The organism is Providencia sp. TYF-12 (genome assembly GCF_041344805.1).
Taxonomy (GTDB): Bacteria; Pseudomonadota; Gammaproteobacteria; order Enterobacterales; family Enterobacteriaceae; genus Providencia; species Providencia huashanensis.
The window spans coordinates 1,604,950-1,631,786 of the sequence record NZ_CP166833.1 but is presented as its reverse complement, the minus strand read 5'-3'; the positions used below and the strand labels follow the sequence as shown (position 1 = coordinate 1,631,786).

Genomic DNA, 26,837 nt, shown 5'->3' with positions numbered 1-26,837 from the left:
ATTCTAAGTATTTCTTTGTAACACTTGCTAACAAATAAAGCAGTCATCCACTTTGCAAAACAAATCTATTTTTCATTTTTATTACAAACAACGGGTTAAAGAATGCTTTAGCATAGCGAAGAGCTATCCATAATAAATGCAGTTCACTTTAAAATATTAGCTACAAACTTCGCAAAAAAAACAATAAAACTTATACTTAATCAATATGTTGCATAGAAGCACACATTAGTATAACAGTAATTTTGCGCCATCAATTATACCAGCTATCTGTCAGAATTACTTATATTAAATTGATACCATTCGTAACTCAAATTTATTTTTGATTTTAATATATGTTTCATTCGTCGTATTTAGCAGGGGCACAGCGATTAAATGTGCAAACTTAAACGAGACATTGCAATATAAAACAAACAAGGTAGTAATTTTACAACTAAAATGATGAGCTTGAATAAAGCATAAAAAGAGTAAAAGGATGGGGATAAATAAAATGCCCAGATTTAACTGGGCATATATAGTATTTAAGCTTTACTTGGACGCAATGCAGGGAACAAAATAACATCGCGAATTGTATGACTGTTAGTAAACAACATCACCATACGGTCAATACCAATACCAAGACCAGCTGTTGGCGGTAAACCATGTTCTAATGCAGTAACATAGTCCTCGTCATAGAACATCGCTTCGTCATCACCTTCATCTTTTTGACGAACTTGTTCGGCAAAGCGCTCTGCTTGGTCTTCCGCATCATTTAATTCCGAGAAACCATTACCGATTTCACGACCACCGATGAAGAATTCAAAACGGTCAGTGATGAATGGGTTATCATCATTGCGACGCGCTAATGGTGATACTTCAGCCGGATATTCGGTGATAAAAGTTGGTTGGATTAAATGACTTTCCGCAACTTCTTCAAAAATCTCACATTGAATGCGGCCAAGACCCCAGCTCTTCTCAATTTTGATACCAATTGATTGAGCAATCGCAACCGCTTTATCCATATCGTCTAAGTCAGCAACATTAGTTTCTGGACGATATTTACAGATAGCTTCTTTCATTGTTAATTTAGTAAATGGTTTACCAAAATCAAACTGCTGCTCACCATATTGAACAACCGTATTCCCTAACACTTTTTGTGTCAGTGTACGGAAGAGATCTTCAGTTAAAGCAATCAGATCACGGTAATCCGCATACGCCATATAGAGTTCCATCATAGTGAACTCTGGGTTATGGCGTGGAGATAGCCCTTCATTACGGAAGTTACGGTTAATCTCAAATACACGTTCAAAACCACCAACAACTAACCGTTTTAAGTACAGTTCTGGTGCAATACGTAAATACATATCAATATCTAACGCATTATGATGAGTAATGAACGGACGAGCAGATGCCCCGCCAGGGATAACTTGCATCATTGGTGTTTCGACTTCCATAAAGCCATTATCCACCATGAAATTACGGACTTCTGCAAGGATCTTCGAACGAACAATAAATGTATGACGTGACTCATCGTTAGCAATCAAATCAAGATAACGCTGACGATAACGTGTTTCTTGGTCTGCTAACCCATGAAATTTATCAGGCAAAGGGCGAAGCGCTTTAGTTAATAAACGCACTTCGTGACAATGAACCGTTAATTCACCTGTTTTGGTTTTAAATAAACGACCTTTTGCACCAAGGATGTCACCTAAGTCCCATTTTTTGAATTGCTCATTGTAGACGCCTTCGGCTAAATCATCGCGAGATACGTAAATCTGGATGCGCCCACCAACATCTTGTAACGTGGCAAATGACGCTTTACCCATAATACGGCGAGTCATCATACGACCTGCAATCGACACTTCAATATTTAAGTCTTCAAGCTCTTCTGATGTTTTATCATCATATTGAGCATGAATTTTGTCAGAAATATTTTCACGACGAAAATCATTGGGGAATGGAATACCCTTTTCACGCAATGCCACTAATTTTTCTTTGCGGGCTTTAAGTTCGTTATTCAAATCAGGTGCTTGTTCAGCGCCTTGTTGTTCCTGAGACATTTTTTCCTCACAGGCCAGCTTTTAAACTAGCTTCAATGAATTTATCCAAATCACCATCCAGTACGGCTTGCGTGTTACGCGTTTCCACACCAGTACGTAAATCTTTTATTCTTGCATCATCAAGGACATAAGAACGAATCTGGCTTCCCCAGCCAATATCGGATTTGTTCTCTTCCATCGCTTGCTTATCTGCATTTTTCTTCTGCATTTCCAGTTCGTATAACTTAGCTTTTAACTGGCGCATCGCTTGGTCTTTGTTTTTATGCTGCGAACGGTCATTCTGGCATTGAGTCACAATATTCGTTGGAATGTGTGTGATACGAACCGCTGACTCTGTTTTGTTAACGTGCTGACCACCAGCACCAGAAGCACGGTATACATCAATACGCAGATCCGCTGGATTAATGTCGATATCAATATCGTCATCCACTTCAGGGTAAATAAACGCAGAACTAAAAGAGGTGTGACGGCGCCCACCTGAGTCAAACGGGCTCTTACGCACTAAACGGTGAACCCCGGTTTCCGTTCTTAGCCACCCGTAGGCATAGTCACCAATAATTTTGACCGTTGCAGATTTCAGCCCAGCAACATCACCATCAGATTCTTCAATAATCTCGGTTTTAAAGCCCTTTGACTCTGCCCAGCGCAAATACATGCGTAACAGCATACTTGCCCAATCTTGCGCTTCAGTACCGCCAGAACCTGCTTGTAAGTCAATGTAGCAATCAGCGCTGTCATACTCACCTGAGAACATACGGCGGAATTCGAGCTGCTCTAACTTACCTTGTAGTAGCTCTAACTCAGCACCGGCTTCGTTGAAAGTATCTTCATCGTCGGCCTCAACAGCCAACTCCAATAAACCTTCTACGTCCTCAAGGCCTTGAACCATCTGGTCAATCGTTTCTACGATAACTTCAAGGGATGAGCGTTCTTTACCAAGTGCCTGAGCCCTTTCTGGTTCATTCCAGACATCTGGTTGCTCAAGTTCAGCGTTGACTTCTTCTAAGCGTTCTTTCTTGGCATCATAGTCAAAGATACCCCCTCAGAACCTCTGTCCGTTCAGACAGGTCCTGAATCTTACTTTTTACTGGGTTTATTTCAAACGTCATTTTTCAATATCTTATGGTTAGTCAAAAATAAAATTTTTATTTACAAACCGTTTAGTATAACGGAATTTATCTCAGGTTTATAGCGGCATCAAACGCTATTTCTCTGGCTATTTGTTAGCTCAATCCGGCCAAATATGTTCAACCATTAACTGGACATTTTTTTGCCCACGGTATTCATTTACATCAAGTTTAAACGCAATTTTTGCTTTCTTGATGCTGTTATCAGGCCACCGGCGAACATCAATATTAAACATGATGGCATCTAGCATAGGCCCACCACAAACAGGTTCTAACATCAATTTAAGGTGACGCTCCCCAACTAACCTTTGTTGTAGCAACTGGAAATGCCCGTCAAATACAGGTTCAGGGAATGCTTGCCCCCATGGGCCACTTTCGCGAAGAAGCTCAGCTGTTTCTAAACAAAATTCATGGCGCGATAACTCACCATCGCTCCAAACTACGCCTGAAAGCTGCTCGGGCTGAATGAGCTCACCCATTAATAGTTCAAAATGATGTTTAAAAACATCAAATTTATCGACGTCCAAAGTCAACCCAGCCGCCATGGCATGGCCACCAAATTTTTGCATCAGCCCAGGTTGTAAGGTATTTAGCCGCTCTAAAGCATCTCGCATATGTACACCTTGAATTGAACGCCCTGACCCTTTTAATATCCCATCCCCTGCCGGTGCAAAAGCAATAACCGGGCGATGGTATTGTTCTTTTATCCTTGAAGCCAAAATCCCAACAACACCTTGGTGCCATTCAGGATGGTAAATCGCTAAGCCATTAGGCAATGGGTTATTACCGTATTCAAGTTTATTAAACAGAACCAATGCTTCTTGTTGCATCCCTGCTTCAATATCGCGACGTGTTTGGTTTAAACCATCAAGTTCGTTAGCAAGCTCCCGAGCATAGGCCATATCATCTGTTAATAATAACTCAATACTCACGGACATATCGTCTAACCTACCCGCAGCATTTAGCCTTGGACCAAGTGCAAAACCGAAATCATTTGCGACTAACCTAGATAAGTCCCGTTTAGAAACTTCAATTAATGCTTTAATACCAACACAGCAACGGCCTGCTCTAACACGGTTTAAACCTTGATGAACTAAAATACGATTATTGGTATCAAGGGGAACCACATCTGCCACAGTCCCTAATGCGACTAAATCAAGGTACTCTGCTAAATTAGGCTCACTAAGACCTTGTTGCGTAAACCACCCTTGTTGGCGTAAATGTGCACGCAATGCAGACATCAAATAAAAGGTCACGCCAACACCAGCGAGTGATTTGGACGCAAAACGGCAATCATTTAGATTTGGGTTAATAATTGCATCAGCTGCAGGTAAAACTTCGCCGGGCAGATGGTGATCCGTAATAATGACATTTATTCCATATTGGTTAGCTACGGCAACTCCCTCATGAGATGAAATACCATTATCAACAGTAATAATTAAATTTGTCCCGCGTTTATAAGCTTCTTCAACAACAAACGGCGTTAAACCATAGCCATTTTCAAAACGATTAGGAACAATATAATTAAGGTTTGCATAGCCCATCGCTTTTAAGGCGCGGATAGCTAATGCCGTGCTCGTTGCCCCATCTGCATCAAAATCACCAACGATGGTGATCGCCTGATGTTCAACCAATGCGCGATAAAGCAGTGATAACGCATCCCCAATACCAGCTAATGAACGATAGTCCAATAAATTAGACGCTTTACGTTCTAATTGCGTTATGTCCGTGATCCCCCGATGCCGATAAATGCGCTGTAACAGCTCCGGTAAACCAGGTAATTGGACAGCCGAGTTATCTTGGGTTCTTTGTTGTAATAACGTTTCTACATTCACAATAATTAACTATTTTTGGTCAAGTAACTGGATAAGAGCATCTGGCTTAAGAAAACCGGGTAACATTTGGCCGTCTGGTAATATGATGGCAGGCGTCCCTGTGACTTTAAATAAATTGCCGACATTCATATGTTTGCTTAAGTCAATTTTGCAACCATCAATCATCGCAATTTCGTCCCCTTTAAATGCCTGAGTCAAGGCTTTTTGAGGGAGACCATTACACCATATTGATGCCATTTTTTTACCTACGTCGCTATCAGCGCCTTGACGCGGATATGCAAGATAACGAACCGTAACCCCTTTACTGTTTAACTCACCAACAGATTCATGCAATTTTTTACAGTAACCGCAGCTAATATCGGTAAAGACAGTAACAACATATTTTTCTCGAGGCGCTTTGAAAATAATCATTTCATTTTTTAGTGCTTCAATTTTTTTCATCAGTGGCTGATTACTAATATTGACTGGGTTTTTGCCACTCATGTCATAAATCGGCCCTTGCAGTAAATATTTACCGTCGTCAGTGATATAAACAATACCAGTTGTTGTTTCAACGACATTCAAGCCGACTATTGGTGAGGGTTTAATTGCCTCAACCGACATATCGTATTTTTCTAACGTATCGCGGATCACTTTTTCTTCGGTTGCGCCATATACTGTCGCTGTAAATGCCGTAATACACGCGGCAGCCAATAATAACAATTTGCGTTTCATAGATAATCCTTTAATCATACATCACCCCCTTGGGTGATGTTGCTCATGTAACATGCGTAACCGTTCTGTGGCAACATGGGTATAAATTTGTGTTGTGGATAAGTCACTATGACCTAATAACATTTGCACAACACGTAAATCCGCCCCGTGGTTCAATAAATGGGTTGCGAATGCATGCCTCAGTACGTGAGGTGAGAGTAGTTCAGTATCAATATGAGCAAGTACTGCATAATATTTTATCCGATGCCAAAAAGTTTGCCGTGTCATTTTAGTGCCACGCTTACTGGGAAATAAAATATCGCTGGTTTTGCCATTCAATAGTTCAGGACGACTTTCATCAATATATTTTTCTAGCCAGTATATTGCCTCTTCTCCCAATGGAATCAATCTTTCTTTATCACCCTTACCTACCACACGGATGACACCTTGACGTAAACTGATATCTGAAAATGTTAAGCCTATCAATTCAGATACTCGCAAACCACAAGCGTACAACACTTCTAACATCGCTTTATCTCGTAACTCAAGCGCATCCTCTGTTGCGGGTGCATTCAATAAATCTTCGACTTGCCGCTCACTTAAATCCTTAGGTAAACGCTGAGGAATTTTGGGTGCTGCAATAACCGCAGATGGGTCATCGAGACGTATTTTTTCACGATACAAATACTGAAATAACCTACGCATAGCACTTAATAGGCGAGCAGAGCTGGTCGCTTTATAACCGCCATCAATGCGTTCTGCTAAAAAAGATTGCAGGTCAATTGACTGAACACTTTCTAAATACAATTGGTGAGCATCAAGCCAGTTGTCTAACGACTGAAGGTCATTACGATAAGATGCCAAAGTGTTTTCGGCAAGATCTTGTTCTAACCAAATGGTATCAAGAAATTGTTCAATTAATGGATTAAGTTGTTTTGTTTCCACGAAAAATGAGCTTCCTTAGGGTAAGACCACACAATTCTATTATGCCTGAATGTAGTTGCTTCTGTTACAATACATCTCTTGTGATGAAAACCATAGCTGGACATAGTAACAATATATATGAAAATAGGTCTTTTTTACGGTTCTAGTACCTGTTATACCGAAATGGTTGCAGAAAAAATACGTGATATTCTGGGCGATGATTTCGTCACACTGCATAACATTAACGATACACCGCCAACTGAAATGGAACAGTATGATGTTCTTATTTTGGGAATACCAACGTGGGATTTTGGTGAAATACAAGAAGATTGGCTAGAAATTTGGGAAGCGCTTCCCACTCTTAACTTAGCAAATAAAATTGTTGCTATGTACGGGTTAGGAGATCAAATAGATTATAGCGAATGGTTTCTTGATGCCTTGGGCATGTTATACCACCAATTAAAACCAACAGGTGTCAAATTTGTCGGTTTTTGGCCTACTGATGGCTATGAATTCGAAAGCCCAAAACCCTTAAATGAACAGGGTGATAAATTTGTTGGGCTAGCATTAGATGAAGTTCATCAATTTGAGCAGACCGATGAGCGCATTGCGCAATGGTGTGTGCAAATTTTGCAAGAAATCGAAGCTTCCCTGTAATACATGAACATAAGTGACTAAGGTTCTTTACGGCTACTTGTTTTTCAGTAGCCTTAAATATCAGGGTATTGAAGTAATAATTGGTTCAAATTACGCCAACTTTCCTCAGAAACAGAGTCTTTAGCAACCCATAGGTGAATTTTTTGTTGCTTACCTTGTAAAGCTTCTAATGACAATAAGATGCCATAGCGGCTCAACCAAGGTGCTTTCACAATATTCCATTCATTCTTTTTCCATTGGACTTTATTACCATTAACCAACACAGCAACCCCTTTTATTTTGCTGATGTTCTTTTGGCTTTTTGCCCAACTAGCCACCACAACCGCAAGAAGTGGCAACCATATCATTGAATGAGCCGGTGCCCATGGTGCAACAAGCAAAAACATGCCTACTGCCCCATGAACACAGGTTGAAAAAAACTGTGTTTTCCATGAAATGGAAAGATTAGATTTCCACAGGACCACGATTTTTATTTTTTTCCTGAATCAGTTTTACCATACGAAATAGCTCGTCGTCATCTGGGCGACCGTGATTCATTAACCAGTTAAATAAATCAGGGTCCGCACACTCCAATAAACGGACAAACACCTGTTTATCATTGGTTGTCAGACTATCATATTCATACTCAAAAAATGGCATGATTGAAATATCTAGCTCACGCATACCGCGGCGACAAGCCCAATGAATTCGCGCCTTGTTCTCAATATCCATTCCACTACGACCTTTTGTTGCAGTTAACTGATAAGATTGATTATTTTCAATACTCTAACAGATTATCTACTGAGAAAACATGCCATAGGCTACATTGTTGTAATTTTAGTAGTAAAATGCCGTTTTTCTACAAACAGATAACAAAAAAATACTCAATAATACCCGTGGTATCATAATAACTACTTGCAATGTTATCTAGCTATTTTACCATTAAGCACCTTTATCTATCAAAGAACAACAGGTGAAATCATGACTACCCAAATTGATATTGATAGTACACAACAATTTCCCTTTGAATCACACTCTTTACCGCTCGTTTTGATTTCACTGGAAAACTGGGAACTTATCCACCTTCATGGCCTAGACGCAGAAAAATACTTACAAGGCCAAGTGACCGCAGATGTTGCCACACTCACTCAATCACATGCATTAACTGCCCATTGCGACCCAAAAGGTAAAATGTGGAGTGACCTGCGGTTATTCCATCATTTAGAAGGGTTCTCTTATTTATTAAGAAGCAGTATTGCTGATACGCAACTCGCTGAACTCAAAAAATATGCGGTTTTTTCCAAAGTAACATTTGAGAAAAAAAATGAGCTTAAGCTACTTGGGGTAGCGGGTAAAGGAGCAAGAGCAGCACTTTCAGCAGTCTTTAGCGTTTTACCTGACGAACAAAACCAAGTAGTCACTGACGGTGATTCGACTTTACTCTATTTTTCATTACCTACAGAACGTTTTTTAGTGGTTACAACAGAGGCAACAGCACAGACAATAGTGCAGACACTCGGTGCCCCACAAGTCAGTGATGAACAGTGGTTAGCACTCGATATCGAAGCAGGCTTTGCCGTTATAGACCAAGAAAATAGCGCTCAACACTTACCTCAAGCGGCTAATTTACAAGCTCTTCCTGATGGAATTAGCTTTAAAAAAGGCTGTTACACGGGTCAAGAAATGGTCGCTAGGGCCAAATTTCGTGGTGCCAATAAACGCGCAATGTATTTGTTAAAAGGAACAGGTTCAACACTCCCAAATATTGGTGAAGGCGTTGAATGGCAACTCGGCGATAAATGGCGCCGTACTGGGACAGTTCTTGCCACGGTTCGCTTAGGGAATGGCAAAATATATGTGCAAATCATTATGAATAACGATATGGAACCTGACAGTGTTTTTCGCGTTATGGGTGATGAGCAAAGCCATTTAACTATCGTACCGTTGCCATATTCATTAGAAGAAAAATAGTTGGGGTTTTTATGTCATCTGTATTAGGTAACGAGCCTATTGAGGTTATCAAGTTTGGGGCTTTTACCGAGGTCGTCCAATTTTTAATGGAATTAGATAAGCTCAAAAGTATTTACCGTAAAAATAAGTTATTGAATCGCGAACGCCAAGAAAATACTGCCGAACATAGCTGGCAGTTTGCAGTTGCAGCCATGAGCTTCGCCCCTTATGTTCAAGGTGTTAACATTGAGCATGCGATTAAATTAGCATTAGTTCACGACATAGTCGAAATTGACGCAGGTGATGTAATGGTATTCGATAATGCTGCTCGTGACGCTATCCATGAAGAAGAAGTTAAAGCGGCTAATCGTATTTTCAACCTATTGCCTAACCCGCAAGCTGAAACGCTTTTAGCATTATGGAATGAATATGATGCACTTGAAACTCCTGAGTCCATTTACGCCAATGCGATTGATAGGGCTATGCCAATGCTGATGAATTTACATAATCAAGGGCAAAGCTGGGTTGAAAACAACATCCGTCTTGAGCAAGTAATCAGTAAATGTGATTATATAGAGCAAATTCTTCCTGATTTTTATCAACAACTTAAATTACAGTTAGAGCAAGCCCAGCAAAAAGGCTGGTTACTGTAATTCCCGATAAGCGGCTTAACGGTCGCTTATAAAAATCCTATAACCTCCTTCAAAACTAATTTTTAATACATTTAATAGTTTGCTAATTAATAAGATGTTACCTATGGTTTAAACAAACATTCACGTGATGTATTGATTATCAATTAGGTGACATATGCCAATGAATAAAATTAGCTCATCCCCTTATCTATTGTTACTTGATGTCCATTCTCCAGCCATTATTCAGTTTAATAAATCAACCTATCAAATTACATGCCTAATAGAACAATTAGGTGGAACACCAGATGGTATCGCCGTCGACCCAACGAATAAATTAATTTATTGGAGTAATATGGGAGAGGATTATGACGCTGATGATGGTTCAATTAACGTAATGAACTTCGATGGTAGTGGGCGAAAAATGTTGTTAGGTCATGGAGATGTCAGAACACCAAAACAGCTACAACTCGATTTAATCAATCAAAGGCTATATTGGTGTGATCGCGAAGGGGGAAAAGTTGCTTCTTGCCATGTCGATGGCTCAAACTTGCAAACTCATGTGGCAAGGCCCAGAAATAAGCAAAACCAAGTTGATATTTTAGACCAGTGTGTCGGTATTTCTTTAGATATTCCCAACAATTGGGTTTATTGGACACAAAAAGGGACGCCAAAAGGTAATCTTGGTCGTATTTTCAGAGCACCACTAAAACCAAACATTCAGCAATCCCCCGAGAACCGAACTGATATTGAACTATTACTTGATCGCCTACCTGAGCCTATTGACCTATTACTTGATGAAGAAGCCTGTCTTTTATATTGGACGGATAGAGGTGCCGAACCGGATGGTAATAGTTTAAATTGTGCAAATGTGACGACGCATGGCGTCAATAATCACAAAGTTATCAGCCGTGGTTTCAAAGAAGCTATCGGTCTCACTTATGATAAACCTGCTCAATTAATGTATGTCGCAGACCTAAATGGTGGGGTTTATCGCGTAACAATACCGACCGGTGACATTGAGAAAGTTTATCAAGGTAAAAACTATACGGGGATCACCCAGTATTCACCTTAATTTATCATGTGAATATATTAAAGAAAAAGGCCTGACTCAGTCTAATATTGAGTTCAAGCCTTATAACTAATTTATTGATAGTGCTCAACATGATATGAGCACTTTAAATTATATCTTACATATACTCTTCAATCGGAACACACGAGCAATGTAAATGACGGTCGCCATACACATCATCAAGACGTTTAACCGCTGGCCAATATTTATTAGCTTTGGTTTGCGCCGTCGGGAACACAGCCAATTCACGGCTATAACTGTGAGGCCATTCTTGCGTTAGCTCGGTTTGGACATGAGGAGAATTCACCAGAGGGTTATCCTCAAGCGTCCACTGCCCTTCAACCACTTGGTCAATCTCATCCCGTATTGCTAACATCGCCTCAATAAAACGGTCGATTTCAGTGATACATTCCGATTCCGTTGGTTCTATCATCAACGTCCCTGCCACAGGGAAAGACATGGTTGGGGCATGAAAACCATAGTCAATCAACCGTTTAGCTATATCAAGCTCACTGATGCCGGTATCCTTTTTAATTGGGCGTAAATCAACGATACATTCATGAGCAACGTAACCATCTTGCCCTGTATATAAAATGTCATAGCGGCTGGAAAGGCGTTTAGCAATATAGTTCGCATTCAAAATAGCCACTTGGCTCGCTTTGCGTAAGCCATAAGAGCCCATCATTCGGATATACATCCAGCTAATGGGCAAAATAGAAGCGCTACCAAATGGAGCAGCAGAAACTGCACCTTGGTCTGTGACCATTTCTTGTTCAACTACTGAATGCCCTGGTACAAACGGAGCTAAATGTTTTTTCACCCCAATTGGACCCATACCTGGACCGCCACCACCATGAGGAATACAGAATGTTTTATGTAAATTTAAGTGAGACACATCCGCGCCAATAAAGCCCGGTGTCGTTAACCCAACCTGAGCATTCATATTTGCTCCATCAAGGTAAACTTGCCCACCATATTGATGAATAATCTCACAGACTTCGCGAATACTTTCTTCATAAACCCCATGTGTAGATGGATAAGTCACCATGACACAAGAAAGTACATCACTATATTGCTGCGCTTTATCGCGTAAATCGTCTAAGTCGATATTCCCTTCATCATCACAACGTACAACCACGACTTCCATACCTGCCATATGGGCAGACGCTGGATTGGTTCCATGAGCTGAAGCTGGGATCAAACAAATATTCCGCCCCCCATCATTACGGCTTTCATGATAACGGCGGATAGCGAGCAGCCCTGCATATTCCCCTTGTGCACCTGAGTTAGGTTGCATACAAACCGCATCGTAACCCGTTAATTGCACCAACCAATGAGAAAGCTGTTCAATCATTTGATGATAGCCTTGTGCTTGGTCCACAGGGCAGAATGGATGTAGCTCCCCAAATTCTGGCCATGTAATCGGGATCATCTCCGCGGCTGCATTAAGCTTCATCGTACACGACCCCAGCGGGATCATCGCTTGGTTCAACGCTAAATCTTTACGCTCAAGGCTATGCATATAACGCATCATTTCTGTTTCGCTGTGATAGCGATGAAAATTCGGATGAACTAAGATTTCATCTGCCCGTTGCATAGATTTTGGAATGGCGTGTTCTTGATTTGCAACAGATTGGTCTAATTTTTCAAAATCCAATTTAGTGTCAATACCCGTGATCACCGTAAACAGCTCATTTAAGTCCTGGCGAGTGGTGACTTCACTAAAGGTGACCCCCACGGCTCCACGAATATCCGTCCGTAAATTGATGTTTGCTTTTTCTGCTCGGGCTAATACTGCGGTTTTATCTTCCACTTCAACTGCTAAAGTATCAAACCAAGTTTTATGGCGTGATGAAAACCCCGCTTCGGCTAAAGCTTTAGCAAAGATTGATGTGAAGCGATGAATACGCCCAGCAATCATTTTTAAACCTTCAGGACCATGATAAACCGCATACATAGCCGCAATATTGGCTAACAAAACTTGTGAGGTACAAATATTTGAATTCGCTTTTTCACGACGAATATGCTGCTCACGGGTTTGCATCGCCATACGCAATGCTGTATTCCCCGCGGCATCGCGTGACACACCGATAATACGCCCCGGCATTGCACGTTTAAACTCATCACGGCAAGCAAAGAAAGCTGCATGTGGACCGCCATAGCCCATAGGTACACCAAAACGCTGCGCTGAGCCAAATACGATATCGGCCCCTTGTTTACCCGGTGCAGCTAATAACACTAATGCCATCATGTCTGCAGCAACACAGCTAACGATTTGGCGCTGTTTTAATGTTGCGAATAGTTCACTGTAATCATGGATATTACCGGTTGTGCCCACTTGTTGTAACAAGGCCCCAAACACCCCTTCATGTTCAAGAACTTTTTCTGCACTATCAACAATCACTTCAAAACCAAAGGTACCGGCTCGTGTTTTTACAACGTCAAGAGTTTGCGGGTGAATATCATCAGCAACGAAGAAACGTTCAGCATTCTTTAACTTACTAATTCGTTTTGCCATCGCCATGGCTTCAGCCGCCGCAGTCGCTTCATCTAATAATGAGGCTGATGCTAAGTCTAATCCGGTAAGGTCAATCGTTAACTGCTGGAAATTAAGTAATGATTCTAAGCGGCCTTGTGAAACTTCAGGTTGATATGGCGTGTAAGCTGTGTACCAACCGGGGTTTTCCAATAAGTTACGCAAAATAACAGGGGGAAGCACCGCGGGTGCATAACCCATCCCAATATAACTTTTAAAGCGTTTATTCAGTGATGCGATAGCTTTCAATTCAGCTAAAGCTTCCTGTTCAGTTGCCCCACCACCTACTCTTGGTGGCTCTGAAAGTAAAATTGCTTTAGGAACAATTTTGTCCATCAAAGCATCTAATGAGGTTGCACCCACAGTATCTAACATGGTTTTTATTTGTTGTTCTGATGAACCAATGTGGCGTGAAATAAATTCTGAACGGTTTTCTAATTGACTCAGTGACATCGACATATCTGTGTTCCCATCCTTTGTCTGCTATGCATAAGTTGTAGGGCGGTTATTACGGAACTTGCGAGGTAACGACTTGTTGCTTGCTAATTATGTTTTTCAACTCTCTAAATAGTTCATCTTGTGACTAGGCGGCAAGCGGAGACAATTTTGGGGAGCATACACTAGTATGTGACCCGAGTTGTCGAGTGCATCCACCCATAAAACAAGCGTATTAATAAATCCTATAAATAGTTCATCTTGTGGCTAGGCGGCAAACGAATAAGACCCTAGGAGCATACATCAGTATGTGACTAGGGCGAATGAGCGAAGCCAACGCCGCCACAAGAAGAAATATGACTAGGATTTTATTCTTCGGCTTCGATCATAGAGGTATAACCCGCCGCATCAATTAAGTCCGCCAGCTCAGAGGTATCCGACGCTTTAATTCGGAAAATCCAACCTTCTTGATAAGGCTGTTCATTTACTAGTTCAGGTGAATCATTCAGGTCGCTATTAACTGCAACAATTTCACCGCTCAAAGGTGCGTAGATATCAGATGCCGCTTTTACGGATTCCACAACAGCACAGTCATCACCTGCGCTAACCACGCTACCAACCTCAGGTAAATCAACAAACACCATATCACCCAGAGTTTCTTGCGCATGCTCAGTAATACCAACGGTATACTCACCGTTACCTTCATCACGCAGCCACTCATGTTCACGGGTATACAATAATTCTTTAGGTGTATTGCTCATTATTTGCCTCTCAATTTTAAAATTTGTTTATCGGGTTACCCCAAATTACACTAAGCAGTTACCTTCGCGGACAAAGCCCGGTTTAACCACTTCAACTGGCATTTCTCGATGTCGAATTTCAACAATCGCTTTGTCTTGAATTCCGTTAGGGACACGCGCCAACGCAATACTAAATCCGAGAGTTGGAGAGAAAGAACCACTCGTGATTACCCCCTCTTGTAATTTACCCAATTCATCAGTAAAGCGGACCACTTGCCCTGCTCGCAGTATACCTTTTTCACGCATCACAATACCGACGAGTTTTTCAGTTCCTTGTTCGCGTAATTGTTCTAATGCCTCACGCCCAATAAATTGGCGGTCTTCCGGTTTCCAAGCAACCGTCCACCCCATATTCGCGGCTAGAGGGGAAATACTTTCATCCATATCTTGACCGTAGAGATTCATACCTGCTTCTAAACGCAATGTATCACGTGCGCCAAGGCCAGCAGGATGGACACCCGCTTTTAATAACTTATGCCAAAAACCAACAACTTGATTTTTCGGCATCGCAATTTCATAACCTTTTTCACCGGTATACCCTGTCGTGGCGATAAATAAATCCCCTGTTTGGACACCATAGAAAGGTTTCATGCCAGCAATGGCTTTATTTTGCTCATCACTGAGCAAGGAGTGTACTTTTTGCTGAGCTTGAGGGCCTTGAACTGCCAATAAGGCTAAATCATCCCGTACACGAATTTCGACAGCATAACCCGCTGCGTGCTGCTCAATCCATGCGATGTCTTTATCCCTTGTCCCAGAGTTAACCACCAAACGATAGAAACCCTCTTCCAAATAATAAACAATCAGGTCATCAATAACCCCACCGGATGCATTTAACATACCCGTGTACAAGGCTTTACCTTTCTCTGTAAGTTTATTGATATCGTTAGCGAGTAGATAACGAAGAAAGTCACGACAACCTTCACCATGTAAATCGACAATAGTCATATGGGAAACATCAAACATCCCTGCATCGGTTCTGACGAAATTATGTTCATTGATTTGAGAACCATAATGCAACGGCATCATCCAGCCATGAAAATCCACCATCTTTGCGCCGCAGGCTATATGCTCTTCATATAGTGTTGTTTGCTTTACCATGAATACCCTCTTTACATTATTTATATGACAGGGTGATTGCGTGGTTAAGAATACCTATTATCGATTAATCAATTGGCATTACTAACCTGACGCAAACGATAACATTTTTAAAAACCTACCATTGTTCGCGGCTAGATTCTATAAAAAAAAATAGGGCTACTGCTCCACTGTATTACTGATTACATCCTACTTTTACCAGTGCTTTTTGTTAAATAATTGAGAATGATCACTCAAAATGCTTACAATCAAGGCAGAATAGATTAAAAAGCAACCAGATTATATTCTTTATGAATAAAATTGGAGAGCAAAACCCAACGAGCAAAATAAGTAAAACTAATGCGAAATGTAGCTGCAATTAGTTTTTTTCAGTCATACTGTGAAAATAATACTGCGCCCAAATAGCAAATTAAACGAAAGACCATGGCAGGATCAGGGATTAAACAATACGAGTTATTTCTGGCAACAGAATATGTATTAACAGACTTGGAATTTAATATGACAAGATAAAGGTATAACTGGCGCTATACCTTTACTGAACAAGAAATTAGAGCGACTCTTCTAATGATAGTTTTTCCAACCATTTAGGCATATCAGATAACCCCATAGCATGGTTCAATAACTGGGGTTTAACACCCGGCAAACTATCAGCCAAAACTAAACCAATATCACGTAGCAGTTTCTTCGCAGGGTTATTCCCCTCAAATAGCTCTCGGAAACCTTGCATCCCCGCTAGCATCAATGCAGCACTGTGTTTTCGACTACGCTCATAATCACGCAAGTAGAGATATTGGCCAAAGTCTTTACCCTCCCGATGTAAGCGTTTAATTTCACCAATTAACATCGCCACATCCATAAAACCAAGGTTAACGCCTTGACCAGCCAATGGGTGGATAGTATGTGCCGCATCACCTAATAAAGCTAAGCGTTGAGCGGCAAATTGCCTAGCATAACGCCCTATTAATGGTATTGTTAGCCTGTCACTTTCTAATTGGCAAAGACCAAGACGTAAATCAAACGCCACTGCGAGCTCTTTATCAAAACTTGCCTTATCTAACGTTTGTCGCCTTGCAGCCTCCGTTGCCCCTTGTGACCAAACAATAGAACAAAGGTGTGGGTCACTTAAGGGTAAAAACGCTAAAATGCCTTCACCATTAAAAGCTTGCCTTGCGATCCCTTCATGGGGTTTTTCGGTTCTGATAGTTGCAACAAGCGCAGTATGCTCGTAATCCCAAAAAGTCAGCGGGATATCAGCATGGCTACGTAACCATGAGTTTGCCCCATCAGCCCCAACTATTAGCCTTGCCGTCAGCATGTTTTCATCTTCTAATGTGATAAAAACATCATTTTCCCCCCAAGCCACTTTTTTTATCGCTGCAGGCGCTAATAACGTTACATCCCTTAGTTGAGACGCTTTATGCCATAAAGCATCTCGCACCACATTATTCTCAACAATATGACCTAAATGGGTCAAATTTTGTTCGTTAGCAGAAAATGTAATACGGCCAAAGCTGTCGTTATCCCAGACTTCCATACCACCGTAAGCTGAGGCTCGCATTTCTTTAATAGCTGACCAAACACCTAAGTGAGTAAGTAATTTCTCACTCGCTGCATTAATTGCCGACACTCTTAATGCGTAAGGTTCTGCCGCTGAAAATGTGCATTTAGGGGGGGTATTTTCAACCACAGCGATACGTAGGCCACTGCCTTCTAAACCACAAGCCAGCGCAAGTCCAGCCATACCCCCGCCAGCGATAACCACATCAAATGATTGCATGTTATTAATTTCCTCTCTATTTCGTGGTTATTGGTGTGTAACCCAACCCAATGTTTGGCGCGCCAAAACATCGCGAGCGGGTGGCAACATTTCCATTGCCATTAAGCCTAAATTACGGCCAACAATCAGTGGTAAGCAACGGTTAGCAAATATGCGTACTAACCCATCGGTCATTGTGACGGTTTTGTCCCTATCGAGAGCCCGTATTTGTTGGTACTGACTTAACAACGAATAGCTGCCGATATCTTGATTATCAGCATGTGCATTCACCACCGTTTGAGCTAATTGCATAACATCACGGAGCCCTAAGTTAAAGCCTTGCCCTGCAATAGGGTGTAATGTTTGTGCTGCATTACCAACCAGTACCACTCGGTGGCTGACCGGTGTCAGTGCCTTGCGTAATACTAATGGGTAGCAATGACGCTTACCGGCCATCACAACCTCACCTAAACGCCAACCAAATGCTTGTTGTAGCCTGTGAATGAATGTTGCATCATCCCATGCATTAATGGCATCAGCTTGTTCTTGATGGTGGCACCAAACCAAAGAGCTACGCCCTTGTGACATAGGTAATAGTGCAAGGGGGCCAAATTCAGTAAAGCGTTCAAATGCTTGGCCTTTTGGGTCAACCGCCGTTTTCACATTAGCGATGATGGCTACTTGCCCATAATCATCCTGTTGCCATTGTATGTTACATGCTTTACCAATCGCAGAATGGCTACCATCAGCGGCAACCAATAATTGACCAGTTACTGTATCACCATTGTCCAAAGTCACGCTAACAGAGCCTTGTTCACGATGAACACTTTCGACTTTGGCGGGGCAGTATAATGTCACCCCCGGCGCTTTACGCAGAAGGGAGAATAAACGGGTTCCAGCCTCATGTAACTCAATCACATTACCCAATGCGGCAATATGATAATCTTTTGCGGCAATATTGACAAAACCCGCATGCCCTCTATCAGAAACATGAACGTGATTAATCGGTGTCACACAATCTGAGAATGCAGGCCACCCCCCTATTTTTGATAAATACTGGCAAGTACCATGTGCTAATGCAATGGCTCTAGCATCAAACCCAGGGTGTTTGCCTTCCGGTAAAGCGGCCTCGATGAGTGAAACCGATAACTTTCCTTGGCTAAGGGAAGAAATAGCGAGTGCTAACGTCGCGCCCGCCATTCCGCCCCCCACGATAATCACATTCATGCGTTATTTCTTACCTTTATTAATAACTCTTTTTAAACCAAACGCTGTTTTGCTTGCAACATTAAAGCTTCTATTTCATCTGGGTCTTTCACGACCAGATCTGTCAGATTTTCGTTGCCCTCTGCAGTGATCACAATATCGTCTTCAATACGTATGCCGATACCACGGTATTGAGGAGGCACATCAGCATCTGGTGCAATATATAAACCAGGCTCGACGGTTAATACCATCCCAGGCTCAAGTATACGGTCTCTATCGGTCCCATAAAAACCGACATCATGCACATCTAGCCCTAACCAATGACTTAAACCATGCATAAAGAAAGCTTGATATGCTTTGTTTTCGATCAATTGATCGACATCGCCTTGTAAAATACCTAAGGCCACTAAGCCTTCGGTTTTGATACGCACAATCTGGCGAGTAACCTCATGCATACTCGTTCCCGGGCGATACAATTCTAATGCGGTATTTAGAGCTTTCAGCACGATATCGTAGACTTCGCGCTGAGCTTGGCTAAATTTGCCATTAACAGGAAATGTACGCGTAATATCCCCCGCATATCCCTCAAACTCTGCCCCTGCATCAATTAATACCAGCTCACCATCCTTCATTTGGCATTCATTTTCGGTGTAATGCAAAATACACGCGTTTTCACCGCTTCCAACAATAGAATTATAAGAAGGGAAACGTGCACCATGACGGGTAAATTCGTGCTCTAACTCACCGCATAACTGGTATTCATACATATTTGGCCGACAAGTTTCCATTGCTCGGATATGTGCAAGGGCTGAAATCCGCCCTGCCTCGCGCATCGTATTAATTTCTGCTTCCGATTTAAATAAACGCATTTCATGCACAATCGGACGCCAATCCACCATAGTTTCTGGCGCACGCAGATTACGACGGCTTCCCTTACGTAAAACATCTAGTGCATCAAAAACGAGTTTATCTGCGTAAGCAAATTCACCTTGAGCATGGTAAACCACATCTAATCCGTTGAGTAACTGATACAACTGCTCTTCAACTTCGTTAAATGGTAAGGCTTTATCAATGCCTAGCTTTTCAGGAGCGGCCTCTTGACCAAGACGACGCCCAAACCAAATTTCAGCTGTTAAATCGCGCACCCGATTAAAAAGAACAGTATGGCTATGTTTTTCATCACTTTTAATTAAGACTAATATAGCTTCAGGCTCGCTAAAACCGGTCAGATAAAGGAAATCACTGTGCTGACGATAAGGGTATTCACAATCCGCATTGCGCTGTGCAGGCGGGGCAGAAAAAATAATTGCTGCACTACCTGACTGCATTTTTGCCAATAATGCGTTACGACGAGAAATAAATTCCTGTTTATTCATACCGTTTTTGCCTTATTATCTGAATTATGATGTTGCTAATATTATGCTAGCGAACAATACGCGCTGGCGACAATGACCCAAAGCTGGATAAACCAGCTCTAAGTTCCCCTATTTTAGTGATAAAACAGAGCTCATGTGTAAAACTGACGCGATTAGAATTAATGAAGGATAGGCTTATTATTCTCAACCGCTGTTGGGCCTTTATTTGGCTCAACTAATGCGATATAACATAGCTGTACCGCAACCCTGACGTACTCAACCACTTCTTCTAGCGCTTGCTCAAGCTCTTCTTGGTCTTCGTCTTCGTCATACCCAAGCATTCCGATATTACGTAAATCTGTAATAACTTCTGCAATCTCTTTTTTATCCGCCAGTTTGGGTTGAGCCACCCCAACGCCTAATAAAAAGTGATTAACCCAACCCGCTAATGCGTCTGCATGGTCAAAAATAGAGGCGTCTTCATCAGGGAATAGCATAGTAAATGCAAATTCACTGTCATCTAGCGACTCAAAAGTGGTGTCAAATAAATCACGTAGTGGCTGTGAAATTGTTTGAGGAAATGCTAAACCATCGTTAGCAAGGTCATGGACTAATGTTTGCCAGCTATGATCACGGCTACCACCACAAATTAACCCCGTTATTAGACCATGGATTTCAGCTGCGGTAAGTGCTATTGAGTGCTGTTGTAACAGTTTGTCCAGTGTTTCATAGTTTGGTAAAGATTTTTGTATAGACATCTGAATTCGTCATGTTAGCTTATGATTCGTGATATGCTACCATCAAGGATAGCCGCTAGACCAGTATGCTTTTGTCTTATCTATTAATTGCGCCAAATATGTTGTATTTATGGCGAACATTATTCAGTATGGAGGTAACATGTCCGCACAACCTGTCGACATTCAAATTTTTGGGCGCTCACTGCGAGTCAACTGCCCTGCAGAACAAAAGGAAGCCCTTCTTGAGTCGGCTAAAGAATTAGAACAGCGCTTGCAGAACCTAAAAGATAGAAGCGGTGTCACCAATATGGAACAACTTATTTTTATCGTAGCATTGAACGTCTGTCACGAATTAGCACAAGAAAAGACAAAAACGCGTGATTATGCTTATAATATGGAAGAAAAGATAAAAATGTTGCAACATACTATTGAACAAGCGTTGCATGATCAGGTAAAAATTACTGAGAGGCAAGTATTGCCCCTAGAGTAAATTCGCTTATTAATCAGACACTAGTAGAAAAAAATATCCAAAATTAAGGTTGCATTTTAAATCTAGTTTTGTACAATGAAATCACTGGGTAACGAAAGTACTCAAACCAAATTTCTCTGAGATGCGCGTGAGTGGGCGAGTCCCCTGAGCCGATATTTCTACCAAACAGAATGTGGTTATTGCGCTGGTGAGCATGCCTGATTCGTTCAGGAAGCCTAAAGGTTGCTAAACTGCGTTCACCTTGAACCAAGGGTTCAAGGGTTACAGCCTACAACGGCATCTTGGAGACCCTCTACTGTATTCCTATTTACCTTTAATAACACACACCAATAATACAACGTCGTATTGATTCAGACGATTTACTTTTCTACAATAATTTTCGCCTTGCGATATACTCTAAATAGTTAATTATTTCCTATTGCTGATAGAGTAGGTTTTCATATGCAAGATGCCCTTTCCACACAACGCCAGCAAGTACGCCAATCCATCCGTCAGGCTCGCCGTCAATTAACCACGAAACAACAACAGTTAGCCGCTCAACTGGTCATGAAGAATGCCTTGCAGCACCCAAAGATTAACTCAGCGAAATGCATTGCTCTATTTCTCTCGTTTGATGGTGAAATTGATACTAGGCCATTAATTAGTGCACTGTGGGAACAAGGCAAACAGGTTTACCTTCCTGTTTTACACCCTTTCAGCCGCCATCATTTACTTTTTCTTCGCTATCACGCAAAAACACAGTTAGTCAAAAACCGCTTTAATATTGATGAACCTCCACTCAATGTACAAGATGTACTCCCTATAGAAAAACTGGATATCATGTTCATTCCCCTTGTGGCTTTTGATAGCCAAGGGCAGCGATTAGGAATGGGGGGTGGGTTTTATGATAGGACATTAGCTCATTGGCAACAAACCGGTTTTTACCCCATCGGCTTAGCCCATGATTGCCAGCAGGTCGAGGCACTTCCCGTAGCGCACTGGGATATTCCGTTACCTGAAATTATTACGCCACAAAAAATATGGCGCTGGTAATTAATACCTGCGCCATCATCATCAAGTAAAAGCAACCAATGCTAATTTAGAACAGCAAACGTGCTCGGATAGTGCCTGGCAGTGCTTTTAGCTTAGCTAAGGCATCATCTGTTTGACTTGGGCTCTGCGTTAACACATCGATCACCACATAACCAACATTACCAGCTGTACGTAAATACTGCCCAACTACGTTGATATTATTCTCCGTAAATACTTGGTTAATGCTATTAAGAATACCTGGGCGGTTTTCATGAATATGCAAGAAACGGTTAGTATCCTCGGTATGTACTGGCAGTGAAACCTCAGGGAAGTTAACAGCAGATAACGTTGAACCATTGTCTGAGTATTTTGCTAATTTACTTGCAACTTCTAACCCGATGTTTTCCTGAGCCTCTTCAGTCGAGCCACCAATGTGCGGTGTTAAAATCACATTGTCGAATTTAATTAATTCAGAGATAAACGGGTCGTTCGGGTCATTATTCGCCGCTGGCTCTGTTGGGAATACGTCAACGGCGGCACCTGATAAATGCTTGCTTTCCAGCGCAGCTGCCAATGCTGGGATATCCACCACTGTACCTCGAGAAGCATTAATAAAAATAGAACCCGGCTTCATACGGTCAAACTGCTCTTTAGCAAACATATTTTTGGTGCTTGCTGTTTCAGGTACATGTAAGCTCACGACATCACTCATATTAAGCAGTTCAGTTAAAGAACGGACCTGAGTTGCATTACCTAATGGCAATTTGTTTTCTATATCATAGAAGAAAACATTCATACCGATCCCTTCAGCTAAGATCCCCAACTGAGTACCAATATGACCATATCCAACAATCCCTAAACGCTTACCACGAGCTTCAAAGCAGCCTTTAGCTTGTTTTTCCCATATCCCACGGTGTGCTTGCATATTCGCTTCGGGAATACGGCGTAATAACAGTAATAGTTGACCTAACACCATTTCTGCAACGGAACGAGTATTGGAAAATGGCGCATTAAATACTGGAATACCGCGTTTTGCCGCAGCATCTAAATCAACTTGGTTAGTCCCGATACAAAAACAGCCGACTGCAACTAATTTCTCTGCTGCCGCAAAAACCTCTTCAGTAAGGTGAGTACGGGAACGGATACCAACAAAACGTGCATCTTTAATCGCTTTTTTTAATTCTTCGTCGGATAACGCGCTTTTGTGGTATTCAATATTGGTGTAACCTGCTGCTTTTAGGTTCTCAACCGCACTTTGATGCACACCTTCTAGCAGTAAAAATTTTATTTTGTCTTTTTGCAAAGATACCTTGACCATTTCCCCTACCCTATCGTGAACGTACTAATAATTTATAACCGATGAATTTGCATGTTTGCTTCGCATTCTTCAAAGCACCTGTAAAAATCGACATCCACCCACCTTGAAGTATGCAGCTATACCAACATAACAAAAAACGGCGCAGTATCAATACAACCGTTTGCTTTATGGATACTAAAAATAGCAAAGAAAAAGAAGTTAAACGGTAGAAAATCAGGAGCAGTAACACAAAATAAGTTTTTTTCCTGCACAATGCGCATTAGTGTGAGATATATCACCAAAATAACGGGGTATTAAAAAAAATGAAATAAATTTCAAATCATCGATATTTATAAAACTGGTTAATTAATTTAGTGCTATCTCAGAAATAACACCCGCTCAATTCACAATCAAACATAAAAAAAGCCAGTAAATATGACATCTACTGACTTATTTTAAGACGCTGAATTTATCTATTTGTTATAACATAAATTATAACTTAATAGTTTTAACCCCTTCATCAGAGGTTCCCATTAATACGACGTCTGCACCACGGTTAGCAAATAGCCCAACAGTCACCACGCCAGCAATGCCATTGATAGTATTTTCTAATGCAACAGGGTCTACAATACTTAAATTATGGACATCTAAAATCACATTTCCGTTATCAGTTACGACATTTTGACGATATTCAGGGGTCCCCCCCAATTTCACCAACTCACGTGCCACATAGCTACGAGCCATAGGGATCACTTCAACGGGTAATGGGAACTTACCTAAAACATCAACTAATTTGGATTGGTCAACAATACAGACAAATGTTTTTGCAATAGCTGAAACAATTTTTTCTCTTGTTAAGGCTGCCCCGCCACCTTTAATCATATTCATATGATGGTCGACTTCATCAGCGCCATCGACATAAACATCTAATGAATCAACTTCATTACAGTCAAATACAGTGATCCCCAGTGATTTTAGCTTTTGGGTTGATGCTTCTGAACTGGATACCGCCCCTTCTATTTGCCCCTTCATCGTTGCCAAAGCATCAATGAAATGAGAAGCTGTTGAACCCGTTCCAACACCAACAATAGTACCCGGTTTAACGTAATCGAGTGCTGCCCAACCTACCGCTTTTTTTAATTCGTCCTGAGTCATGATCATGCCTTTTGCTAATTAATTGAGTCGTGATTAAGGTTATGAATAGCTAGTATATACCGGACACTGGCTAAGTTGCAGTATTGTTCTTTACATTTATGCCGTTGTTTTTGGGATTTATCTAGCAACAATAATATTTTCAAGTGTTATCACTAAAAATATGGCATAGTGATTTAAGGTTACTGCTCTTTGTTAATAACCCTAGCTGAGCTTTTACACTGAGTTGGAAATTCGCCTTGTGTGTTTTCCCCATCTATTTTTATGGAACAGCAAAGGTCAATAGCCTCGAATAGAATAACAATAAGGAGATCTTTTCGATGAAGCGCCCTGATTATCGCGCGTTACAAGCACTGGATGCCGTCATTCGTGAACGCGGCTTTGAGCGTGCGGCTCAGAAACTTTGCATCACACAATCTGCTGTTTCACAACGTATCAAGCAGCTAGAGAACCTGTTTGGGCAACCTTTACTTGTCCGCACTGTTCCGCCTCATCCAACAGAACAAGGGCAAAAACTGCTAGCGCTACTTCATCAAGTAGAACTATTAGAGGAACAATGGCTTGGCGATGAAAATGGGGGCTCAACACCACTTCTTCTGTCCCTTGCCGTTAACGCAGACAGCTTAGCAACTTGGTTGCTACCCGCGTTAAACCCAGTACTGGGTAATAGCCCTATTCGGCTAAATATACAAGTTGAAGACGAAACTCGAACTCAGGAAAGGTTAAGGCGTGGTGAAGTCGTGGGTGCTATCAGTATTCAACCCCAAGCATTACCCGGCTGCTTAGTTGATAAACTCGGTGCTCTCGACTACATTTTTGTCGCTTCCCCTGACTTTGCCGCTAAATATTTCCCTGATGGTGTAACTCGTTCTTCATTACTTAAAGCCCCCGCGGTTGCATTTGACCATTTAGATGATATGCACCAAGCCTTTGTGCAACAAAATTTTGGGCTATCACCGGGGAGTGTTCCTTGCCATATCGTAAATTCATCCGAAGCCTTTGTCCAACTGGCGAAACAAGGCTCAACTTGCTGCATGATCCCTCATTTGCAAATAGCAGATGAGCTGAAAAATGGTGAATTGGTTGATTTAACGCCGGGGTTATGCCAAAGGCGTATGCTGTATTGGCACCGGTTCGCACCTGAAAGCCGTACAATGAAGAGAGTAACCGACGCCCTATTGAAAACAGGGCGCCAAATGTTAAAACAAGAAGATGATATAGCCTCTGAAAATTAACGTTTCAACTCAAACACCACATCCACTTGGTCATTAAAATCAATACTCTGTTGTTCATAGGTCTCATCAACTTTGAGGTCTTGAGCAACAGAGGCTTTCATTGCCCCACCGTAATTTCTTGCAGCGATTGGATATGGCACCGCAGCTGGCGCATTATAGTTAATGCTATACACTGGGCCTAACTGAACATTAAAACCTTTCGCTAAGATATTGGCTTGTTCTGTCGCATTTTTAATCGCTTGAGACCGTGCTTCATCACGGTACTGTTGCGGGTTAGCAACACCAAACTGTACTGAGTTTATTTCATTAAGACCAGCTGCTAAAGCGCCATCTAATAAAGTATTCAGTTGATCAAGTTTTTTAACCTTAACTTCCACTGAGCGTGTTGCAGTATAACCTTCAATCGTCGATTTTTGCTTCACACTACTGTAATCGTATTTTGGCTGAGTACGCACATTAGCAGCATTAATATCTTGTTTTTCAATGCCATTTTTCTTCAAAAATTCAAAATACTCAGCGACTCGTTTATCAACACCCGCTTTAGCCGCAGCCGCATCTTTTGCTGTTACCTCGACCAAAATATTCAGTGTTGCCATATCAGGGGCTGCTTTTACGATTGCGTTCCCTGATGTCGTAATATGTGGGCCATTCGGTAGTGGATCGGCGAATGAGAAGCCCGGAACCGCAGCACCAGCTACCATAGTAGCAAAAACTAAAGACTTTAATTTCACAGAACCTCCCAATGATATTATTTATCGCTAAAAAAAGGATAGTTCATAACAAACTATCCCTCAATACAACTTAACAATATCACACTAAATAAAAAA

The 26,837-nt window shown here is 41.5% G+C and carries 24 protein-coding genes and 1 other RNA gene; 8 read left to right on the top strand and 17 right to left on the bottom strand.

Going from position 1 to position 26,837, the window contains the following annotated elements; all coding sequences use genetic code 11:
* Window positions 1-518 precede the first annotated feature (518 nt).
* The 5 genes from lysS to xerD all read right to left on the bottom strand — a co-directional run bounded on the left by lysS (window position 519) and on the right by xerD (window position 6,636).
* The gene (lysS, locus tag ABE954_RS07210) at window positions 519-2,036 is read right to left on the bottom strand and encodes a lysine--tRNA ligase (RefSeq protein WP_042845032.1); all 1,518 of its coding nucleotides are present in this window, start codon (window positions 2,034-2,036) and stop codon (window positions 519-521) included.
* Window positions 2,037-2,043: 7 nt separating this feature from the next.
* A protein-coding gene (gene prfB, locus ABE954_RS07205; protein WP_105881210.1) for a peptide chain release factor 2 occupies window positions 2,044-3,145 on the bottom strand; the annotation gives its coding sequence in 2 pieces (ribosomal slippage) (window positions 2,044-3,066 and window positions 3,068-3,145; 1,101 coding nt in all).
* Window positions 3,146-3,264: 119 nt separating this feature from the next.
* Entirely contained in the window at window positions 3,265-4,998 is a 1,734-nt protein-coding gene (gene recJ / locus ABE954_RS07200; RefSeq protein WP_240133205.1) for a single-stranded-DNA-specific exonuclease RecJ, read from the bottom strand.
* Window positions 4,999-5,007: 9 nt separating this feature from the next.
* Window positions 5,008-5,712 carry a bifunctional protein-disulfide isomerase/oxidoreductase DsbC gene (gene dsbC / locus ABE954_RS07195; protein ID WP_042845413.1) on the bottom strand — a complete coding sequence of 235 codons (705 nt, stop codon included), beginning with the start codon at window positions 5,710-5,712 and terminating at the stop codon, window positions 5,008-5,010.
* A 21-nt stretch (window positions 5,713-5,733) separates the two neighbouring features.
* Window positions 5,734-6,636: a site-specific tyrosine recombinase XerD gene (xerD, locus tag ABE954_RS07190; protein ID WP_129466206.1), complete on the bottom strand. Its 903-nt coding sequence runs from the start codon at window positions 6,634-6,636 to the stop codon at window positions 5,734-5,736.
* Window positions 6,637-6,753: 117 nt separating this feature from the next.
* Here xerD and fldB point away from each other — a divergent pair, with 117 nt between their 5' ends.
* A complete protein-coding gene (gene fldB, locus ABE954_RS07185) occupies window positions 6,754-7,272 on the top strand; it encodes a flavodoxin FldB (protein WP_166687314.1) in 519 nt (172 codons plus the stop codon).
* 53 nt (window positions 7,273-7,325) lie between these two features.
* On the opposite strand, the gene ABE954_RS07180 is transcribed toward fldB, so the two are convergent.
* Window positions 7,326-7,736, bottom strand: a complete 411-nt coding sequence (locus tag ABE954_RS07180; protein ID WP_042845040.1) for a protein YgfX — start codon at window positions 7,734-7,736, stop codon at window positions 7,326-7,328.
* Window positions 7,717-7,983 carry an FAD assembly factor SdhE gene (sdhE, locus tag ABE954_RS07175; RefSeq protein ID WP_042845042.1) on the bottom strand — a complete coding sequence of 89 codons (267 nt, stop codon included), beginning with the start codon at window positions 7,981-7,983 and terminating at the stop codon, window positions 7,717-7,719. The genes ABE954_RS07180 and sdhE overlap by 20 nt, the downstream gene beginning before the upstream one ends.
* Before the next feature lie 249 nt (window positions 7,984-8,232).
* Here sdhE and ygfZ point away from each other — a divergent pair, with 249 nt between their 5' ends.
* The 3 genes from ygfZ to ABE954_RS07160 all read left to right on the top strand — a co-directional run bounded on the left by ygfZ (window position 8,233) and on the right by ABE954_RS07160 (window position 10,905).
* Entirely contained in the window at window positions 8,233-9,222 is a 990-nt protein-coding gene (gene ygfZ, locus ABE954_RS07170) for a tRNA-modifying protein YgfZ (protein WP_129466207.1), read from the top strand.
* 11 nt (window positions 9,223-9,233) lie between these two features.
* Window positions 9,234-9,854 (top strand): HD family hydrolase, encoded by a 621-nt coding sequence (locus ABE954_RS07165; RefSeq protein ID WP_071548274.1) that lies wholly within the window; start codon window positions 9,234-9,236, stop codon window positions 9,852-9,854.
* 160 nt (window positions 9,855-10,014) lie between these two features.
* On the top strand, window positions 10,015-10,905 hold the full coding sequence (locus ABE954_RS07160; RefSeq protein ID WP_240133204.1) for a hypothetical protein: 891 nt from the start codon (window positions 10,015-10,017) through the stop codon (window positions 10,903-10,905).
* Between the two features lie 115 nt (window positions 10,906-11,020).
* Here the strand turns inward: ABE954_RS07160 and gcvP are convergent, their stop codons facing one another.
* From gcvP to ABE954_RS07125, 7 genes are all read right to left on the bottom strand, one after another.
* Window positions 11,021-13,897, bottom strand: a complete 2,877-nt coding sequence (gene gcvP / locus ABE954_RS07155; RefSeq protein ID WP_042845048.1) for an aminomethyl-transferring glycine dehydrogenase — start codon at window positions 13,895-13,897, stop codon at window positions 11,021-11,023.
* A 344-nt stretch (window positions 13,898-14,241) separates the two neighbouring features.
* Complete coding sequence (gene gcvH / locus ABE954_RS07150) at window positions 14,242-14,634, bottom strand: glycine cleavage system protein GcvH (RefSeq protein ID WP_131680651.1); 393 nt, start codon at window positions 14,632-14,634, stop codon at window positions 14,242-14,244.
* Window positions 14,635-14,679: 45 nt separating this feature from the next.
* Window positions 14,680-15,774 (bottom strand): glycine cleavage system aminomethyltransferase GcvT, encoded by a 1,095-nt coding sequence (gcvT, locus tag ABE954_RS07145; protein WP_042845051.1) that lies wholly within the window; start codon window positions 15,772-15,774, stop codon window positions 14,680-14,682.
* 544 nt (window positions 15,775-16,318) lie between these two features.
* Window positions 16,319-17,548: an FAD-dependent 2-octaprenylphenol hydroxylase gene (ubiI, locus tag ABE954_RS07140; RefSeq protein WP_129466211.1), complete on the bottom strand. Its 1,230-nt coding sequence runs from the start codon at window positions 17,546-17,548 to the stop codon at window positions 16,319-16,321.
* A gap of 27 nt (window positions 17,549-17,575) precedes the next feature.
* On the bottom strand, window positions 17,576-18,754 hold the full coding sequence (gene ubiH, locus ABE954_RS07135) for a 2-octaprenyl-6-methoxyphenyl hydroxylase (protein WP_240133203.1): 1,179 nt from the start codon (window positions 18,752-18,754) through the stop codon (window positions 17,576-17,578).
* 32 nt (window positions 18,755-18,786) lie between these two features.
* The gene (gene pepP / locus ABE954_RS07130) at window positions 18,787-20,109 is read right to left on the bottom strand and encodes a Xaa-Pro aminopeptidase (protein WP_042845055.1); all 1,323 of its coding nucleotides are present in this window, start codon (window positions 20,107-20,109) and stop codon (window positions 18,787-18,789) included.
* Window positions 20,110-20,267: 158 nt separating this feature from the next.
* A complete protein-coding gene (locus ABE954_RS07125; protein WP_042845057.1) occupies window positions 20,268-20,846 on the bottom strand; it encodes a YecA family protein in 579 nt (192 codons plus the stop codon).
* A gap of 139 nt (window positions 20,847-20,985) precedes the next feature.
* Between ABE954_RS07125 and zapA the strand changes: the two genes are divergently transcribed.
* The 3 genes from zapA (at window position 20,986) to ABE954_RS07110 (ending at window position 22,347) form a co-directional block, all read left to right on the top strand.
* A complete protein-coding gene (gene zapA / locus ABE954_RS07120) occupies window positions 20,986-21,315 on the top strand; it encodes a cell division protein ZapA (RefSeq protein ID WP_042845059.1) in 330 nt (109 codons plus the stop codon).
* Between the two features lie 110 nt (window positions 21,316-21,425).
* Window positions 21,426-21,607: non-coding RNA, 6S RNA (gene ssrS / locus ABE954_RS07115), on the top strand.
* A 149-nt stretch (window positions 21,608-21,756) separates the two neighbouring features.
* Entirely contained in the window at window positions 21,757-22,347 is a 591-nt protein-coding gene (locus ABE954_RS07110) for a 5-formyltetrahydrofolate cyclo-ligase (protein WP_042845060.1), read from the top strand.
* 46 nt (window positions 22,348-22,393) lie between these two features.
* On the opposite strand, the gene serA is transcribed toward ABE954_RS07110, so the two are convergent.
* Both serA and rpiA read right to left on the bottom strand, forming a co-directional pair.
* Complete coding sequence (serA, locus tag ABE954_RS07105) at window positions 22,394-23,644, bottom strand: phosphoglycerate dehydrogenase (protein WP_042845062.1); 1,251 nt, start codon at window positions 23,642-23,644, stop codon at window positions 22,394-22,396.
* Between the two features lie 471 nt (window positions 23,645-24,115).
* Window positions 24,116-24,778, bottom strand: a complete 663-nt coding sequence (gene rpiA, locus ABE954_RS07100; protein ID WP_042845064.1) for a ribose-5-phosphate isomerase RpiA — start codon at window positions 24,776-24,778, stop codon at window positions 24,116-24,118.
* Window positions 24,779-25,095: 317 nt separating this feature from the next.
* Between rpiA and ABE954_RS07095 the strand changes: the two genes are divergently transcribed.
* Complete coding sequence (locus ABE954_RS07095) at window positions 25,096-26,010, top strand: LysR family transcriptional regulator ArgP (protein WP_042845066.1); 915 nt, start codon at window positions 25,096-25,098, stop codon at window positions 26,008-26,010.
* On the opposite strand, the gene ABE954_RS07090 is transcribed toward ABE954_RS07095, so the two are convergent.
* The gene (locus ABE954_RS07090; RefSeq protein WP_042845068.1) at window positions 26,007-26,741 is read right to left on the bottom strand and encodes an oxidative stress defense protein; all 735 of its coding nucleotides are present in this window, start codon (window positions 26,739-26,741) and stop codon (window positions 26,007-26,009) included. The two genes, ABE954_RS07095 and ABE954_RS07090, sit on opposite strands and share 4 nt — an antisense overlap.
* Window positions 26,742-26,837: the final 96 nt, after the last annotated feature.

Excerpts from the sequence above, each read along its gene's own strand:
- lysS (WP_042845032.1), bottom strand. The coding sequence starts at position 2,036 with ATGTCTCAGGAACAACAAGGCGCTGAACAAGCACCTGATTTGAATAAC.
- ubiH (WP_240133203.1), bottom strand. The coding sequence starts at position 18,754 with ATGAATGTGATTATCGTGGGGGGCGGAATGGCGGGCGCGACGTTAGCA.
- serA (WP_042845062.1), bottom strand. The coding sequence starts at position 23,644 with ATGGTCAAGGTATCTTTGCAAAAAGACAAAATAAAATTTTTACTGCTA.
- gcvH (WP_131680651.1), bottom strand. The coding sequence starts at position 14,634 with ATGAGCAATACACCTAAAGAATTATTGTATACCCGTGAACATGAGTGG.
- sdhE (WP_042845042.1), bottom strand. The coding sequence starts at position 7,983 with ATGGATATTGAGAACAAGGCGCGAATTCATTGGGCTTGTCGCCGCGGT.
- fldB (WP_166687314.1), top strand. The coding sequence starts at position 6,754 with ATGAAAATAGGTCTTTTTTACGGTTCTAGTACCTGTTATACCGAAATG.
- rpiA (WP_042845064.1), bottom strand. The coding sequence starts at position 24,778 with ATGACTCAGGACGAATTAAAAAAAGCGGTAGGTTGGGCAGCACTCGAT.
- ABE954_RS07160 (WP_240133204.1), top strand. The coding sequence starts at position 10,015 with ATGAATAAAATTAGCTCATCCCCTTATCTATTGTTACTTGATGTCCAT.
- ABE954_RS07125 (WP_042845057.1), bottom strand. The coding sequence starts at position 20,846 with ATGTCTATACAAAAATCTTTACCAAACTATGAAACACTGGACAAACTG.
- ygfZ (WP_129466207.1), top strand. The coding sequence starts at position 8,233 with ATGACTACCCAAATTGATATTGATAGTACACAACAATTTCCCTTTGAA.
- ABE954_RS07110 (WP_042845060.1), top strand. The coding sequence starts at position 21,757 with ATGCAAGATGCCCTTTCCACACAACGCCAGCAAGTACGCCAATCCATC.
- gcvP (WP_042845048.1), bottom strand. The coding sequence starts at position 13,897 with ATGTCGATGTCACTGAGTCAATTAGAAAACCGTTCAGAATTTATTTCA.
- ubiI (WP_129466211.1), bottom strand. The coding sequence starts at position 17,548 with ATGCAATCATTTGATGTGGTTATCGCTGGCGGGGGTATGGCTGGACTT.
- zapA (WP_042845059.1), top strand. The coding sequence starts at position 20,986 with ATGTCCGCACAACCTGTCGACATTCAAATTTTTGGGCGCTCACTGCGA.
- ABE954_RS07165 (WP_071548274.1), top strand. The coding sequence starts at position 9,234 with ATGTCATCTGTATTAGGTAACGAGCCTATTGAGGTTATCAAGTTTGGG.
- pepP (WP_042845055.1), bottom strand. The coding sequence starts at position 20,109 with ATGAATAAACAGGAATTTATTTCTCGTCGTAACGCATTATTGGCAAAA.
- ABE954_RS07095 (WP_042845066.1), top strand. The coding sequence starts at position 25,096 with ATGAAGCGCCCTGATTATCGCGCGTTACAAGCACTGGATGCCGTCATT.
- dsbC (WP_042845413.1), bottom strand. The coding sequence starts at position 5,712 with ATGAAACGCAAATTGTTATTATTGGCTGCCGCGTGTATTACGGCATTT.
- gcvT (WP_042845051.1), bottom strand. The coding sequence starts at position 15,774 with ATGGTAAAGCAAACAACACTATATGAAGAGCATATAGCCTGCGGCGCA.